The following is a 15,217-nucleotide window of genomic DNA, read 5'->3' on the forward strand; positions in this document are numbered from 1 at the left end:
CACCTCGCTCCAGTCAGGTCTCGGGGTCGGCCGACGGGGATCGACGCGTGACGTCCTGAGGAAAAGACACCTGATAGCCACGATTCGTCGGTCGCACGGCGGGTTGGCCAGGGTCCGTGTGCTCGGCCTGCGCCGGACCATTGGGTGCACGAGCGGCAGCGGGGCCTGCTTGTGGGTCGCCGCCGGGCCCGGACGCCTGGGCGTGGGGGCCAGCCGTCGGATGCTGCGCCACATCCTTTAAAGAATGCAGCGCGTCGATGCCAAAGTTGTTGCCCAGGTTCAGCGAACCGCTCAACTCTTTGATGTCCAGGTCGCCGAGCTTGAACAGCAGTTGATCCAGCATGGCCCGCTCGACATGAAGGTGTTGAATCGTCACTTGAACTCTATGCGCCGCGTCGTGGTTCAAGACCTGTTCCAGCCGCTGTGCCACCTCATCCAAGCGCTGTGCCAGCTCCTCCGCCCGGCGCCGCCTGCGCCAACAAGAGAACACACCGCATCCCTGCCTTCGGGCTCCATCACGGCCGTCCGGTGGCCGCAGGTCGGTGTCCGCAGGTCCAACCGGCGGTTCCTTGTCAATATATGTCCTGCGTAGCACGTTCAGAAGAGTTGCGGGTTTCTGTCCCGTAACCCCCGCGGAGCTCTCCGACGGCATGGGACAATCGGCGGATCGCATAGAATACGGCGCGACGGCACGGCAGGAGTTGTGCCGGAAAGGGGGAGGGAGATGCCATCCCTCATCGTCTTTGGCGTGATCAATCAGAACACGCCCCAGCAGAATGCGGGCTTGTTCATCGGTGAAGGGAATATCGGTGGCTGGGACGCGAATACCAAGCTGAATCAGGGGCGAGGCGGACTTTTCGGCTGGTTCAACATGACTCCGCTGTGGGTGAACATCAATGTGGACAATCTGGAGATCGCCGACGGTGTCATCATGGATCAGGATGTCAAGCCTACGATCGGTGTCGACGTGTGAGCGGATCGAGTGAGCGGGACGATTCTGCCGTGTGGCGGAAAGGGGTGCGCTATGCCGTCGGTGATCCTGTGCGGGGCGTTGAATGTCAATACCCCGCAGCAAAACGCGGGGACTTTCGCGGGTGAGTTCAATTTAGGGGGATGGGATGCCAATATGAAGTTCAATCAAGGGGAGGGTGGTGTGTTCGGGTTTTTCAACCTGCTCCCCGCGCAGCTCAACTTGAACATCGACAACCTGGAGGGGTTTGACGGCGTGATCCTCGATCAGGACCTGAAGCCCACCTTAGGGGGGAATGCGTGATCGTGTGAGCCGGGGAGCGCGGTGCCGGAGGGGGCTGTACGGGGGCGGGTGCCCTTTGCTGGCCTCGGGTGTGGCAGGGGGCGGCCTGTGTGGGGCGCCCGGGGTGCCGCCCGCAGCCCGCTATTAATCCGATTCTTCCGCTTAAATCGTGCGATTTAAAGGGGCTGGCGGCGAAAATCAGGCCCGTTAACCCGCAAAGCCTTACTAAATCACCGTTGTCGCCGCCGCACACGCGAGAGTTAGTACGAGTTTCCGACATGACCGGCGGAAAGTTCGACACCGACCCGTGCGAAGCCCCGGGAGATATTCTGATTTTGCACCTTAGGCGTTTCTCGGGAGAAGGTTGTGAAGGGAGTGCGATGCACGGGAATATCCGAAACTAATTGAGTCACAGAATGTGCCGAATAGTCCTTTCGTACCAGCGAGTCAATCGAGGGCAACAAGTGCTATACTCTAAGCATGTCGAGGGAACGAAAGGTGGATTGGATCTGATGGGTGCCAGTTTGGACCCACTAATTGAGGCGGGACTTAATCTTTCCACTTTAGCTGTCAAAGGAACTGTGACCGCCGTTGCCACGAAGCTTAAAGCGCTAAGAGCCGAAAAGAATGTCGAGGTTCTTCGCAACACATATGAAGAACTCATCAACGAACTACTTGCCGAACGGGAAGAAGCGATCAGAATTGCTCAAGTTTACAAGAGCGAGCTGGAACGGATCGAAATCAGTGACAAAGATATTGAACACCTTCATAATACCGCAGCTCATCTCTTAGAGTTTTTTAAAGCCATGAACCCTGATGCTCCTATAGAACAGTTAGTTCCACTCCAGAGATTGATAAGTGTAGATACGTTGAAGGCAATGCAATTGCTCGGTTTTAATTTTAAGGCTGCTATCGGTGAACCATTAACCGAGTTGTGTGCTGATTTTATACGGCGAGCATCCAAATCCAACCAGAATCCCCTCGGAAGATCCCGTCCAATTAACAATCGAAAATAGCGCTCTATTGTGCAGAGCTGGCTAAGCAATAGGCAAAGATGGTGCTTGATGGACAAGGAAAACGATTCCAATTCGACAGCCCGCCCCCTAGTCCGATTCCTCCATTTAAATGACGATATTTGAAGGGCCTGTCGGCAAAATCAGGCCCGTTAATCCGTGAGGCCTTACTAAATCAGCGTTGTCACTGTCGCGGGCGTACGACTTAGCACAAGTTTCCGACTTAACCGGCGGGGCTTGGCGCGGCGACAACAGCCAACCCCGGGGAGATAATCCGATTTTGCGGCTTCGCCTCCTTTCCGGGGAAGGTAGCTTGGTGGCTCGGGAACCCTGCGGGCGGTGGGACGGTTGGGCCCCGGCGCGCGGGGGGCTTGTCCCTAAGCTACTGGCTCCCGGTGCACGTGCTTAACCACGTCAAGGCGGCGGCCCTTGCGCCGGTGCACGTGATCCCCGAGGGTGCCCACAGCACCCTTCTACATCCGGGTGGATGAAGGGGTGGGCGGGGCCTTTGTGCTCGGCAACGAGATCGTGCATGGGTTCAAGCCGGACCGCCGGCGAGATCGGCCACGTGGTCGTGGATCCGGATGGGCCCCGCTGCACCTGCGGTCAGCGCGGTTGCCTGGAGCGGATGGTGAGCGTGCCCGCCGTGTTTGATGGGCTTGGGGCGGGGGAGATCGATCCCGCGGACAACGCCGCCGTCGCCCACGCCTCTGGCTGGGGCGCTGCCCTCGCGGCCATCCATCCCTTCGAGGCGACGTCTGCGCTCTGATGCCGGCGGGATCGAAAATTGCTACCCCAACCAATTCTCTGTGGATATTGACGATTCACGCGTCCTGGTGATACATTCGAGCCACATAGTCATAATTTATGACAAATAGAGAGACAAGGACGAACGGAGGGATGGCAGGGAATTCGGTGCAGGCGGATCGGGTTGAAAACGGTTTCGGCATCGGCGAGAAAAGGAGGGACGTGAACGATGTCCGGCTTCGATTGGTTTATCCTCATCGCGTACTTTTTCGTCATGATCGGCATCGGGGTCTGGTCGTACAAGCGGGTCGGAAGCGCGGACGAGTATTTCACCACCGGCGGCAAGATGCCCTGGTGGCTGGCCGGTGTGTCGCACCACATGTCCGGATACAGCGCCGCCGTGTTCGTGGCGTACGCCGCCGTCGCCTATACCAACGGCTTCACGCTGTACGTCTGGTGGGCGGTGCCCGTGTCGATCGCGGTCTTCATCGGCGCCATCTGGATTGCACCCCGTTGGGCGCGGCTGCGGGAGCACTACGGTGTGGGCTCTCCGATGGAGTACCTGGCTACCCGGTACAACGTGCCCACCCAACAGCTGATGGCCTGGTGCGGCGTGGTGCTCAAGATCTTCGACGTCGGGCCAAGTGGGCCGCCATCGCCATCATCCTGCAGGTGTTCACCGGCCTGCCGCTGTCCGTCGGCATCCTCATCTCCGGCGGCGTGTCGCTCATCTACTCGACCATCGGCGGGCTGTGGGCGGACGCCCTGACGGACTTCGCGCAGTTTGTCATCCAGTTCGTCGCCGGGATCGCCATGTTCGTCATCGTGCTCGCCAAACTCGGGGGCATCGGCGCCATCGGCGGCATCTGGGCGAAGCTGCCGCCCAACCACAGCCACCTGTTCGACGGCCCGTACACCTTCTGGTTTGTCGTGGCCTACCTCTTGATCGACTTTCTCAGCTACAACGGGGGGACGTGGAACCTCGCGCAGCGGTACCTGGCGTCGCCCAACGGCAAGGAGGCGAGAAAGGCCGCCATCCTCTCCGGCTTCCTGTATCTCCTGTGGCCCCTCATCCTCTTCTTCCCGATGTGGGCCGCACCGCTCTTTTTCCCGCACCTGGCCAAGCCGGATCAGTCCTACGCCCTCATGGCGCGCACCTTCCTGCCGCCAGGGCTCGTGGGCCTCGTCCTGGCCGGCATGTTCAGCCACACGATGGCCATGACCACGTCGGACGCCAACGCCATCTCGTCCGTCGTCACTCGCGACATCCTGCCCCGGCTGTCGGCGCGGACGCGCAATCTCAGCCCGCGGGGCGCGCTCGTCGCCGCGCGGACGACCACGCTGGTGTTCGTGCTGCTGACCATGCTCGTGGCCGTCGAACAGAACGCCTTCGGCGGCGTGTTGGGGCTCATCATCACCTGGTTCGGCGCCCTCGTCGGGCCCATCTCCATCGCCATGCTCTTCGGCCTGCTGCCGGCCTACCGCCACAGCGGCCCGGCGGCCGCCATCGTCTCACTGGTCGGCGGCGTCGTGATGTTCGCCCTTGACAAGTACGCCTTCCACGTCAGCACCGCCGCGACCGTCGGTCTGCCCGTCCTGGTGTCGCTCATCCTCTACATCGCCATCGGATGGTTCTCCCGCAACCGCGCGCTTAAGCCCGAGGTCGCGCAGATGATGGAGGCCCTGAGCCAGGACGTGCCCTCTCCGTCTGACACGTACGCCACGACCGGGCGCGGCTGAACCCGGCAGGGACCGCCACGGAAAGGAGGAGATGTCCGTGAGCACCACCCAGGACCTGCGGACCTTCTACGAGGAGCACCTGCACACGGTGCTTCTGCCGTTCTGGCAACGCGCCGTCGATCCCCGCCACGGCGGGGTCTACACCTGCTTCAACAACGACGGGACCGTCCTCGTCAGCCGGGACAAATACACCTGGTCGCAGGGGCGATTCGCCTGGTTGTGGTCGACCATCGCGCGCCTGGCCCAGGCCGGGGTCCTGTCCGTGCCGGCCGAGCCGTTCCTGGAACAGGCCGGGCGGACCGTCGCCTTCCTGCGGCGACACGCCATCCTGCCCAACGGCAACTGCGCCTACCTGCTCACCGAGGACGGGACGCCGAAGGAGGCCCTCCCCGGTGCCGGGCATGACATCAGCTTTTACGCCGACTGCTTCGTGATCGTCGGTTTCACCGGCTACGCCCGCGGAAGCGGCGACGAGGCCGCCTTGGAGGACGCCCTTCGATTGTACGATCACGTCGTCGAACGCGCCCGCTCCGGCGCCCTCCGCACCGAACCCTACCCCATCCCGCCGGGGATGCGGGCACACGCTGTCCCGATGATCCTCGTCAACGTCACGCAGGAGCTGCTGGACCTGCTCGTGGCGGCGGGCCATGCGCGGGCGGGGGAGATGCGGGATCGCCTCGTCGGTTACGCCGAGGACATCCTCGCCACCTTCATGCAGCCGGACGGGCGGGTGGCGGAGATCCTCCCCGCCCGGGCGGAGGACGACGACACCGTGCTGTGCCGCCACTTGAACCCAGGGCACACCATCGAGGACATGGGGTTCCTCCTCCGGGCGGCCGGGCAGACCGGGCGGACGGATTGGATCGCGCCGGCCCTGCGCGCCATCCGCAAGGCCTTCGATCTCGGTTGGGACGACGATCACGGCGGGCTGTTCCGCTTCGTCGACCGGGACGGCGGCCCGCCCTCGGGGCGCCGCTTCGGCGATCGCTACGAGCAGCTCATCCTGGACACCTGGGACATGAAGCTGTGGTGGCCTCACGCGGAAGCCCTGTACGCCACGCTGCTGGCGCACCAGGTCACCGGGGCGGAGGACATGAGACGCCTGTATGACCGCACGCACGCCTACGCCTTTCGGACCTTCCCGAACCCTGACCCCGAGGTCGGGGAGTGGGTGCAGATCCGGGATCGATCCGGCCGGCCCGCCGACAGGGTCGTCGCCCTGCCGGTCAAGGACCCGTTTCACATCCTCCGCAGCGTGCTCCTCATCCTGGAGCGGTTGGCGGAGGAGGAGACCTCGAGATGACGGGACTGCGGCTCGGTGCCGCGAAGGTGGACATCACACCGCGGACGCCCATGCCCCTGGCGGGATTCGCCCACCGCACCGGCCCGTCCGAAGGGGTGGCACATCCGCTGCACCTGCGCGCGTTCGTCCTCGCCCAGGGAGGGGTCCGCGTGGTGTGGATCACCGCCGACCTCATCTGGTGGGGCCCGGAGTTGGCGGGACGCTTGCGCCGCCGCATCGCGGACCGGTGGGGCATCCCGCAGGCGGGCGTCCTGCTGCACGCCACTCACAACCATTCCGGGCCGCAGACCACCGCCCGCTTCACCGCCCCCCTCGGCCTGCCGGACGAGGGATACCTCCGCCAACTGGAGGCCGCCGCCGAGGATGCGGTGAAGGAGGCGTCCGGTCATCTGGAGCCCGTGTCGCTGGCCTTCGGAACCGGGGTGTGGGGCGCAGGTGTGCATCGGCGGCGCGTGATCGACGGCGTCTGCCGGATGGCGCCCAATCCGGATGGCCCGAACGATCCGCGGGTCACCGTCCTCTCGTTCCTCCGCCCGGACGGCCGCCCGAAGGCGCTCTGGGTGCACGCCACCTGCCATCCCACCACCACCGATGAGAACCGGGTCTCCTCGGAGTTCCCCGGGGTGGCCATGGATGCGCTGGAGGCGCACCTGGGCGGCGGGGCGGTCGCCGGTTTTCTCCAGGGCTTCTGCGGCGACGTACGCCCGGCCCTGACGCGGGACGGGGCGTTCGTTCGCGGGACGCAGGCGGACGTGGAACACGTCGCCCGCCAGCTGGTGGATGCGGTCGGTGAGGTCCTGCTCACCCCGCTCCGGGACGCAGGCGACCCGTCGCTGAAAGCCGCCGGGTGGGACGTCCCGCTTCGGTTCGCACGGGTTCCGGACGACGGCGAACTGGCTCAGGCCGCGGCCGATCCCGGCATCCGCGGCGAGTGGGCCAGGCGGTTGTTGGACGAGCGGGATCGAAGGCGCCCGTCCGTGCCGCTGCACCTGACGGCCCTTCGGTTGACGTCCAGGCTCGGCCTCGTCGCCGCGGACGCGGAGATGGTCTGCGAATACGGGCTTCACCTGCGCCGCATCGGCCAGGGCCGCCTGTTGCCCGTTGGGTACACGAACGGGATGATCGGCTACGTCCCGACGGCCGGCCAGATCCGGGAGGGCGGCTACGAACCGTACGAGTCGTGCTTTTACTTCGCGCTGCCGTCGCCGTTTGATGAGCGCATCGAGGCGGATATCCTGGACGCCTTTCATCAAATCACATCGAAAAAGGGTGTTGGTCGTGAGAGAATCCGTACAGCCTTGTGTCGACTTCCAGGTGGACGCGCTCCGGGTGCGGGTGTACCGCGACCGCGAAGCCATGGGCCAAGCCGCCGCCGCCCACGTCGCGGCCCTGATGAACCGCCTCCTGACTGAGCGCGGCCACATCCGCATGGTCTTCGCGGCCGCCCCGTCCCAGAACGAGCTGTTGGCCCACCTGGCCCAGCATCCCATCGACTGGTCCCGCGTGACGGCCTTTCATATGGACGAGTACATCGGGCTCGCCCCGGACGATCCGCGCCGCTTCGCCCACTACCTGCGCACGCACCTGTTCGACCTCGTGCGCCCGGGTGCGGTCCATATCCTCGATCCCGCCGGCGACCCCGAACAGGAATGCCGCCGCTACACCCGGCTGCTCCAGGAGGCGCCCATCGACGTTATCTGCCTCGGCATCGGGGAGAACGGGCACATCGCCTTCAACGACCCGGGCGTCGCCGACTTCGAGGACCCGGCTTGGGTGAAGGTGGTGCCGCTCGATCCGCGGTCCCGCATGCAACAGGTCCACGACGGGTGCTTCCCGGCCCTCGACGAGGTGCCGACGGCCGCCGTGACGCTCACGGTTCCGGTCTTCCGGGCGGCTCGCCACCTGGTGGCGGTCGTGCCCGGCCCGACGAAGCGGGAGGCGGTGCGGCGGACGCTGCAGGGTCCCATCTCGCCCGAATGCCCGGCGTCCATCCTGCGCACCCACCCGGACGTGGTCCTGTTCCTGGACCTGGATGCGTATGGGGGCGGAGACGGGGACGGGGGCGCGGGGGAGGCCGAGGCGGCCGAGGCGCGGCCTGGCCGGGGCTGCACCGTGGCGCCGACCGGCCCGGCACGCGGTGCGGCGCGCACCGCGTGGCCGGAGCCCGAGCCCCGTGTGCGTGTCTCCGAGGGTGAGGCGCCCCTGCGGGTGGAGGGCCGCCATTACCGCACCGGGGCGCCCGTGGCGGTGGAGATGTCGGCAGGACGCATCGTCCGGGTGACCCCGGCGCCGGAGCGGCCGGGATTGCCCTTCATCGGGCCGGGCCTCGTCGATCTTCAGGTCAACGGCTTCCGCGGGATCGACTTCAACACCCGGCCCCTCGACGTCGCGGCCATCCAGCGCGTGGTGCACGCCCTTTGGGCAGAGGGGGTGACAGCGTTCCTGCCGACCATCATCACGAACAGTGACGAGGCCATCGCGGAGCTCGCCGCGAGCGTGGCGCATGCGCTTCGGGATGCAGCCGACGGGCGCGTGGTGCAGGGGTTGTGGGATCCACCCGGTGCGAGCGAACACGGCCGGCGGGATCGATCCGGTGGGATCCCCACCATCCCCGGCATCCACCTGGAGGGCCCTTTCATCTCGCCGGAGGATGGCCCCCGGGGCGCCCACGATCGGCGCTACGTCCAGCCGCCCGACTGGGACCGGTTCCAGCGCTGGCAGGAGGCGGCGGAGGGGCGGATTCGACTGGTCACTCTCTCGCCGGAGTGGCCGGAGGCGGTGGCGTTCATCGCCCGCTGCGCGGCGTCGGGCGTCCGGGTGGCCATCGGGCATACGGCGGCAGGATCGGACCAAATCGCGGCCGCCGTCCGGGCCGGGGCGACGCTGTCCACGCACCTCGGCAATGGGGCCCATCCCCGGCTTCCGAGGCATTCCAACTACATCTGGGACCAGCTGGCTTGTGACGAACTGTGGGCGTCCGTCATCGCCGACGGCTTCCACCTGCCGGACGCCGTGCTGAAGGTGTTCCTGCGGGCCAAGGGTGAGCGGGTGTTTCTCGTCAGCGACGTGGTGGACCTGGGCGGCCTCGCGCCCGGGCGCTACACCACCCACATCGGCGGGGACGTGGTGCTGACGCCTGAGGGGAAGCTGCACTTGGCCCATCACCCGGAGCTCCTGGCGGGCTCGGTGCAGTCCCTGCGCCAGGGCGTCGGCAACCTGGTGGCGAAGGGGTTGTGTTCGCTGGCGGACGCGTGGGTGATGGCGTCCGTGCGCCCCGCGGACTACCTCGGGCTGCCGGTGGCCCGGGACATCGCCCCCGGGGAGCCGGCGGATCTGGTGCTGTTCACCTTTGACGGGCAGGTGCATGTGGAGCGGACGGTGAAGGCCGGCGTGATCGTCCATGATGCGCGGGGAGAAACGGAAGGAGGGAGCCAGGGATGACAGAGTCGGTCATGACCCAGTATCTCGACAAGATCATCCGCCACCTGCAGGCGCTGCACGACGAGGAACAGGAGGCCGTGCGCAGGGCGGCGAGGCTGGTGGCGGATCAGGTCAAGGCGGACCGGATTGTGTACGTGTACGGGCCGGGCGGACACTCGAACCTGGGCAGCCAGGAGGTGTTCTTCCGCGCGGGCGGGCTCATGCACATCAGCGCCATCCTGGACGAGGGGACGCTGCTCTCCAACGGGGCGCTGAGATCGATGGCCATCGAGCGGACACCCGGGTACGGGGCCATCGTGATCGCGTACAACGACCTGAAGGCGGGCGACCTGTTGATTCTGGTCAATGCGTACGGCATCAACGCGGCGTGCATCGATGCGGCGCTGGAGGCCAGACGGCGGGGTGTGACGACCATCGGCGTGACCTCGGTGCGGCATGCACAGCGTACGCCGCTCGATCACCCGGCCCGCCACCCGAGCAAGAAGAACCTGTTCGAGGTGGTCGACGTGGTCCTCGACAGCAAGGTGGACGTCGGCGACGCGGTGGTGGAGATCCCGGGCCTCGACCAGGCGGTGGCCGCGATGTCGACCTTCGCCAACGCCTACCTGCTGAACTCGCTGATGGCGGAGGCGGTCGCCCTCCTGGTGGCGGAAGGGGTGCAACCGCCCATATGGATGAGCGCCAACGCCCCAGGGGGCGATGACGCGAACGCCCGCTTCATCGAGCGGTTCCGGGGGCGGATCCGGAAGTTGTAGGCGGTCGATGGCCCCTTTGAAGCGCGTGCCCGGAGGATTTCCGGATGATGATCTCCGGCTGCAGTACGATGTTGCGCGGGGACGGCGCAGGTCCTTCGCCGTGTTCGATCCGCTCGATCAACAGTTGCGTGGCGATGGTTCCGAAATTGTACGCGGGTTGACTGGCCACGGTGAGGAACGGTTCCACCAGGGAGTATGGATCCACATCGTCAAAACACACAACGGCGATGTCTTCGGGGACCCGCAGTCCGCGGTGGCGCAATCCTTGGATCACCTGGACCGCGAGAAAGTTGTTCGCTGCGAAGATCGCCGTCGGGCGCGGTGTACAGTCGAGCAACTGCTCGACCAGGGCGAAGTCCATGTTGCGCATGTACGACGTCTCCTTCACGAATGCTTCCCGAAACGGGATGCCGTGCTCCTCCAGCGCACGACGGTACCCATCCCGCCGTTCGCGCGCGGTCGACGTCGTGAGGAATCCCGTGATCATCGCGATGTCCCGGTGCCCGAGGTCGATGAGATGTTTGACGAGATGATATGCTCCCATGAAGCTGTCTCCCGTGACCACGTCGGCCTGCACGCCGTCCACCTTGCGGTCGACGAGCACGTATGGGATTTCGAATGAGTCGAGCAGCGCCAGGTTTCTGCGCGCCCCGTCTCCGGTCGCGGCGATGATCACGCCGTCGACGCGGATGGATACGCACATTCGAATGTACTCCAGCTCCTTGACCGGGTCCTCGTCGCTGTTGCACAAGACGACGCGGAAATCGTTCTTGCGCGCGGTGTCCTCTGTCCCGCGTGCCACCGTGGTGAAAAACGGGTTGGTGATGTCCGGAACAATCAAGGCGAGGGTGTCCGTGCGCCTGCGCACCAGGCTTCGCGCAAGGTCATTGGGGACATAATTCAGTTCTTTCATCGCGCGAAGGACGCGCAGGCGCGTCTCTTCTTTCACATGGCCACTCTGATTGATGACCCTTGACACGGTCATGGGGGAGACGCCAGCGAGCTTGGCGACATCGGAGATGTTTGCCACGACATGAACCTCCACTCGGGAAACGCGAGACTGGATGTGTTAATGATAACATAAATTCTTGCGGGTGGGGCCCTGGGACGATTTGGGTTATGCTGCACCTGAACGCTACCCGGAAGCCCGCATTCACTTAGCACCGAAAGCCTCTGAAACTATACAACGAAATGTTCAATCAACTCTTGAACGGCCGTGAGGGTTGTGCTATATGTGAGATAACAATGTTATCGCTAACATAATCGATTCAACGTTCGTCGTCGTGACCGCTCAATGTTGGTGTGGAGGGACGCGGATGAGACCTCTGGTGAAGATGTCCGGGATCACGGTCCAGTTCGGTGGTGTGTCTATCCTGCGTCATGCGAACCTGGAAGTGCAGGCGGGCGAAATCCACGCCCTGCTGGGAGAGAACGGGGCCGGCAAATCGTCCTTGATGAAGGTGCTCGCCGGGGATTATTCAAAGACCGCGGGGACGATTGAGATCGATGGCGAACGGGTTGAATACACCACGCCGCACGGCGCCATCGCGCACGGGATCAGCATGATCCATCAGGAGCTTCAATTGGCGCCTCATCTGACGGTGGCTGAAAACGTATTCCTGGGCAGGGAAGTTCCGACCGGCCGTCTGGGTTGGCTGCCCAACAAACGGGAGATGCGACAGCGGACGGCGGGGTTTCTGAAGGATTTGGCGCCGGACATCGGACCCGATGAACGCGTCGGTCAGCTCGGGATCGCCAAGCAACAAATGGTCGCCATCGTGAAAGCGTTATCGGCGGGCGCCCGGGTCCTGATCATGGACGAGTCGACGACTGCTCTGACCGATGCGGAGGTCAAACGGCTCTTTCAGGCGCTGAACGACCTCAAGACACGTGGTGTCGCAGTGATCTTCATCACCCATCGCTTGGAAGAGGTCTTGGAGATCGCCGATCGGGCGACGGTCATGCGCGATGGCGAAACCGTAGCGACCGTGCCGGTGAAAGAGGTCGATATGGCTCGGTTGATTCAACTGATGGTGGGCCGGCAAGTGCATGACGTCTTTCCCAAGGCCAAGACCACCCGGGGGGCGGAAGGGTTGCGGGTGGAGCATCTGACGCGCCATGGCGTGTTGGACGACATCAGCTTCACTGCGTACCGTGGCGAAGTGCTCGGCCTAGCCGGGTTGATGGGGGCTGGGAGAACCGAATTGATGCGCGCCATCTTCGGTGCAGACCCGATGGATGGCGGGCAGGTGTACGTGAACGGGACTCCGGTGTCGATTCGCCATTGCGGCGACGCCATCTCGGCAGGCATCGCTTATCTGACTGAGGATCGGAAAGGCAACGGTCTCGCCGTCGGGCTGGATGTTACCACCAATCTCACACTCCCCATCTTGGCCCGGATCTCTCGGTTCGGTTTGCCGAACCTGAGAAAGGCCGAGCAGATCACCCAACAGTACGTGGACGAACTGTCCATCAAGGTCCACCGATTGACCGACCGCGTCAACATCCTGAGCGGAGGGAATCAACAGAAAATCATGCTCGCCAAGTGGCTTGCCACGGGCGCCGAGGTGTATCTGCTCGACGAGCCCACCCGAGGCATCGACGTGCAGACCAAGGTGGAAGTGTATGAGCTCATCAATCAACTGACGGCGGCCGGAAAGACCGTCATCATGACGTCCTCTTATCTACCGGAACTCCTGGCCATGAGCGACCGTTTCATCGTCCTGTGCGAAGGGCGAGTCACCGCCGAGCTGGCTCGCGAGGAAGCCACGCCCGAGAAACTCATCTACCACGCCTCTCAATATAGAGCCACTCAGACGACAGGGAGATGATGATGTCCGTGGAACCGCAAGCGGTCACACAACCCGTCCCGGTGAAACCGTATTCACGCACCTTCCGGAGAGCAGCCGAACGGCTGGCGCCGTTCCTGTTTCTCATCGTGATCGGCATCGTACTGTCGATTCTGTCCCCATACTTCCTGACGGTGCGGAACCTGCTGACCGTCCTGTTGCAGATGAGCATCATCGGCATCATCGCCGTGGGCGAGACGCTTGTGATGCTCACCGCCGGAATCGATCTGTCCGTCGGTTCCGTCGTGGGGCTGGCCGGGGTGTTGAGTACCCTGCTGATGGTACAACTGCACTGGCCTATCTGGTTGTCCGTGATCGCCGGGATCCTGGCCGGGGCCGTCGTCGGATGCCTCAATGGTGTTCTCATCACCACCACCAAATTGCCACCGTTCATCGCGACGCTCGGCATGATGAGTGTCGCCCGCGGGTTCGCTTTGATTTTGACCGGCGGCGTCGCCATCTTCAACGTGCCGGAAGGATTCAATTGGCTGGGGGGCGGTCACGTGCTCGGCATCCCCGTGCCCGTCTACTTCTTGGCGGCGGTCACCCTGATTGGCACGTTTGTCTTGAACCGTACGCTCCTCGGTCAGTATGCGTTCGCCATTGGCAGCAACCCGGAAACGGCAAGACTGTCGGGCATCCGGATTGCCAAATACCTCGTGTGCATTTACACCATACAAGGGTTGCTTGCGGGCCTCGGGGGGGTGATTCAAGCATCCCGCATCGTCACCGGACAGCCGACAGCGGGGCTTGGCTATGAGCTCGACGTGATCGCGGCGTGCGTGATCGGAGGGACCAGCCTGTTTGGCGGGGAGGGCACCGTGCTGGGAGCCATCATCGGCGCAGCCCTCATGGAGCTGATCCGCAACGGGGCCGACCTGCTGAACATCTCCGCTTTCTGGCAGGACGTCATCATCGGCATCATCATCTGGGTGGCGGTGGCCTGGGATGGCTATCGGCGCCGTGTACTCAACCGATAGGGGATATCAAGGCATCTCTTGATTTCGGATCATGGGGGGGACAATTTCATGAAGAGAATGGGCATTGCGATGGCAGCTTTCGCAGTGATCGGGGTCATGACGGGGTGCGGGACGACCGCGGGATCGCCGTCCAACTCGACGTCTGCCACCACCAACTCCGGCACCAACGCCACGGCGGCATCGAGTGGCAAGACGTATCGGATCGCCGTCATTCCCAAGGCCGTTGGGTTCGACTATTGGGAGACGGTCCACGCGGGTGCTGAGGCGGCCGCGAAGGACCTGGGCAACGTCAACATCGTGTGGAAGGGTACCTCAGCGGAGACGGACATCAATGGCCAGATCAGCATGATCGAGGACTTCATCAACCAGCACGTCGATGCGCTGGTGGTGGCCGCCACCGACGCCAAGGCGCTCGTGCCTGTGCTGCAACAGGCCCAGAAGAGTGGCATCAAGGTGATCACGATTGACTCTGGGACGGATCCCCAGGTATCGGATTCGTTCGTCGCGACCGACAACGTGCACGCGGCTGCAGAGGCGGCCGACGAGATGAACAAGCTGCTCGGCGGCAAGGGGGATGTGGCGTTGATCCCGTTCGTCCCCGGTGCGGCGACGTCCAACCAGCGTGAGCAGGGGTTCAAGGATGAACTCAGCAAGTACCCCGGCCTCCATTTGGTGGCCACCCAGTATTCCCAGAGCGATTACAACAAAGCGTTGTCGGTGACCGAAGACATTCTGACCAGCCACCCCAATCTCGCGGGCATCTTCGCCGCCAACGAACCGGGCGCGCTGGGGGCGGCACAGGCCGTGAAAGAGCGGGGACTTGCGGGGAAGGTCCTGATCATCGGATTCGATGCGGCACCGAAGGAAATCCAAGCCCTGCAGGATGGAACCATCCAGGCCCTGATTGTGCAGAATCCTTACAAGATTGGGTATGACGGCGTGAAGGAGGCCGTGGCGGACCTGGAAGGGAAGACGGTCGATCAGCGCGTCGACACCGGTGCCACCGTGGTGACCAAAGACAACATGAACGACCCGGAGATTCAAAAGTTGCTCTATCCGCTCGGAAAGAAATAACCCTTTCCGGTTCCTGTACCTGAGCGCCTTCGACGGGGATCGGGTCACGATGAGAGGGTCTTG

General features: G+C 63.9%; 15 protein-coding genes. 13 read left to right on the plus strand and 2 right to left on the minus strand.

What is annotated here, in order from left to right; all coding sequences use genetic code 11:
• Positions 1-13 precede the first annotated feature (13 nt).
• Entirely contained in the window at positions 14-490 is a 477-nt protein-coding gene (locus tag N687_RS22330; protein WP_051663251.1) for a hypothetical protein, read from the minus strand.
• 234 nt (positions 491-724) lie between these two features.
• On the opposite strand from N687_RS22330, the gene N687_RS0113680 reads away from it, so the two are divergent.
• From N687_RS0113680 to N687_RS0113720, 10 genes are all read left to right on the plus strand, one after another.
• The gene (locus N687_RS0113680) at positions 725-973 is read left to right on the plus strand and encodes a hypothetical protein (protein ID WP_029422384.1); all 249 of its coding nucleotides are present in this window, start codon (positions 725-727) and stop codon (positions 971-973) included.
• Positions 974-1,024: 51 nt separating this feature from the next.
• Entirely contained in the window at positions 1,025-1,273 is a 249-nt protein-coding gene (locus N687_RS0113685) for a hypothetical protein (RefSeq protein WP_029422385.1), read from the plus strand.
• 491 nt (positions 1,274-1,764) lie between these two features.
• Positions 1,765-2,268 carry a hypothetical protein gene (locus N687_RS0113690; RefSeq protein WP_051663252.1) on the plus strand — a complete coding sequence of 168 codons (504 nt, stop codon included), beginning with the start codon at positions 1,765-1,767 and terminating at the stop codon, positions 2,266-2,268.
• 529 nt (positions 2,269-2,797) lie between these two features.
• Positions 2,798-3,034 carry an ROK family protein gene (locus N687_RS24465; RefSeq protein WP_029422387.1) on the plus strand — a complete coding sequence of 79 codons (237 nt, stop codon included), beginning with the start codon at positions 2,798-2,800 and terminating at the stop codon, positions 3,032-3,034.
• A 207-nt stretch (positions 3,035-3,241) separates the two neighbouring features.
• On the plus strand, positions 3,242-3,781 hold the full coding sequence (locus tag N687_RS25175; RefSeq protein ID WP_269320500.1) for a sodium:solute symporter family transporter: 540 nt from the start codon (positions 3,242-3,244) through the stop codon (positions 3,779-3,781).
• Positions 3,685-4,752: a sodium:solute symporter family transporter gene (locus tag N687_RS21215; protein ID WP_269320520.1), complete on the plus strand. Its 1,068-nt coding sequence runs from the start codon at positions 3,685-3,687 to the stop codon at positions 4,750-4,752. The genes N687_RS25175 and N687_RS21215 overlap by 97 nt, the downstream gene beginning before the upstream one ends.
• 37 nt (positions 4,753-4,789) lie before the next feature.
• A complete protein-coding gene (locus tag N687_RS0113705) occupies positions 4,790-6,055 on the plus strand; it encodes an AGE family epimerase/isomerase (RefSeq protein ID WP_197029287.1) in 1,266 nt (421 codons plus the stop codon).
• Positions 6,052-7,467 (plus strand): neutral/alkaline non-lysosomal ceramidase N-terminal domain-containing protein, encoded by a 1,416-nt coding sequence (locus N687_RS24840; RefSeq protein WP_029422389.1) that lies wholly within the window; start codon positions 6,052-6,054, stop codon positions 7,465-7,467. The genes N687_RS0113705 and N687_RS24840 overlap by 4 nt, the downstream gene beginning before the upstream one ends.
• Complete coding sequence (locus tag N687_RS25320) at positions 7,448-9,496, plus strand: 6-phosphogluconolactonase (protein ID WP_331280162.1); 2,049 nt, start codon at positions 7,448-7,450, stop codon at positions 9,494-9,496. Before N687_RS24840 ends, N687_RS25320 begins: the two co-directional genes overlap by 20 nt.
• Positions 9,493-10,251, plus strand: coding sequence for a sugar isomerase domain-containing protein (locus N687_RS0113720; RefSeq protein ID WP_029422391.1), 759 nt, complete (start codon positions 9,493-9,495; stop codon positions 10,249-10,251). Before N687_RS25320 ends, N687_RS0113720 begins: the two co-directional genes overlap by 4 nt.
• Here N687_RS0113720 and N687_RS0113725 read toward each other — a convergent pair.
• Complete coding sequence (locus tag N687_RS0113725; protein WP_156040152.1) at positions 10,214-11,281, minus strand: substrate-binding domain-containing protein; 1,068 nt, start codon at positions 11,279-11,281, stop codon at positions 10,214-10,216. The two genes, N687_RS0113720 and N687_RS0113725, sit on opposite strands and share 38 nt — an antisense overlap.
• Positions 11,282-11,567: 286 nt before the next feature.
• Here N687_RS0113725 and N687_RS0113730 point away from each other — a divergent pair, with 286 nt between their 5' ends.
• Genes N687_RS0113730 through N687_RS0113740 form a run of 3 tightly spaced genes read left to right on the plus strand, consistent with a single transcriptional unit; the run spans position 11,568 to position 15,154 of the window.
• Positions 11,568-13,082 (plus strand): sugar ABC transporter ATP-binding protein, encoded by a 1,515-nt coding sequence (locus N687_RS0113730; protein WP_029422393.1) that lies wholly within the window; start codon positions 11,568-11,570, stop codon positions 13,080-13,082.
• A gap of 8 nt (positions 13,083-13,090) precedes the next feature.
• Positions 13,091-14,080, plus strand: coding sequence for an ABC transporter permease (locus N687_RS0113735; RefSeq protein WP_197029288.1), 990 nt, complete (start codon positions 13,091-13,093; stop codon positions 14,078-14,080).
• A 48-nt stretch (positions 14,081-14,128) separates the two neighbouring features.
• On the plus strand, positions 14,129-15,154 hold the full coding sequence (locus N687_RS0113740) for an ABC transporter substrate-binding protein (RefSeq protein ID WP_029422395.1): 1,026 nt from the start codon (positions 14,129-14,131) through the stop codon (positions 15,152-15,154).
• The last annotated feature ends 63 nt before the right edge of the window (positions 15,155-15,217 follow it).

The sequence above is a fragment of the Alicyclobacillus macrosporangiidus CPP55 genome, from assembly GCF_000702485.1.
GTDB classification, from domain to species: domain Bacteria; phylum Bacillota; class Bacilli; order Alicyclobacillales; family Alicyclobacillaceae; genus Alicyclobacillus_H; species Alicyclobacillus_H macrosporangiidus_B.

Excerpts from the sequence above, each read along its gene's own strand:
- N687_RS25320 (WP_331280162.1), top strand. The coding sequence starts at position 7,448 with ATGAACCGCCTCCTGACTGAGCGCGGCCACATCCGCATGGTCTTCGCG.
- N687_RS0113720 (WP_029422391.1), top strand. The coding sequence starts at position 9,493 with ATGACAGAGTCGGTCATGACCCAGTATCTCGACAAGATCATCCGCCAC.
- N687_RS0113685 (WP_029422385.1), top strand. The coding sequence starts at position 1,025 with ATGCCGTCGGTGATCCTGTGCGGGGCGTTGAATGTCAATACCCCGCAG.
- N687_RS24840 (WP_029422389.1), top strand. The coding sequence starts at position 6,052 with ATGACGGGACTGCGGCTCGGTGCCGCGAAGGTGGACATCACACCGCGG.
- N687_RS25175 (WP_269320500.1), top strand. The coding sequence starts at position 3,242 with ATGTCCGGCTTCGATTGGTTTATCCTCATCGCGTACTTTTTCGTCATG.
- N687_RS0113740 (WP_029422395.1), top strand. The coding sequence starts at position 14,129 with ATGAAGAGAATGGGCATTGCGATGGCAGCTTTCGCAGTGATCGGGGTC.
- N687_RS0113730 (WP_029422393.1), top strand. The coding sequence starts at position 11,568 with ATGAGACCTCTGGTGAAGATGTCCGGGATCACGGTCCAGTTCGGTGGT.
- N687_RS0113690 (WP_051663252.1), top strand. The coding sequence starts at position 1,765 with ATGGGTGCCAGTTTGGACCCACTAATTGAGGCGGGACTTAATCTTTCC.
- N687_RS24465 (WP_029422387.1), top strand. The coding sequence starts at position 2,798 with ATGGGTTCAAGCCGGACCGCCGGCGAGATCGGCCACGTGGTCGTGGAT.
- N687_RS0113680 (WP_029422384.1), top strand. The coding sequence starts at position 725 with ATGCCATCCCTCATCGTCTTTGGCGTGATCAATCAGAACACGCCCCAG.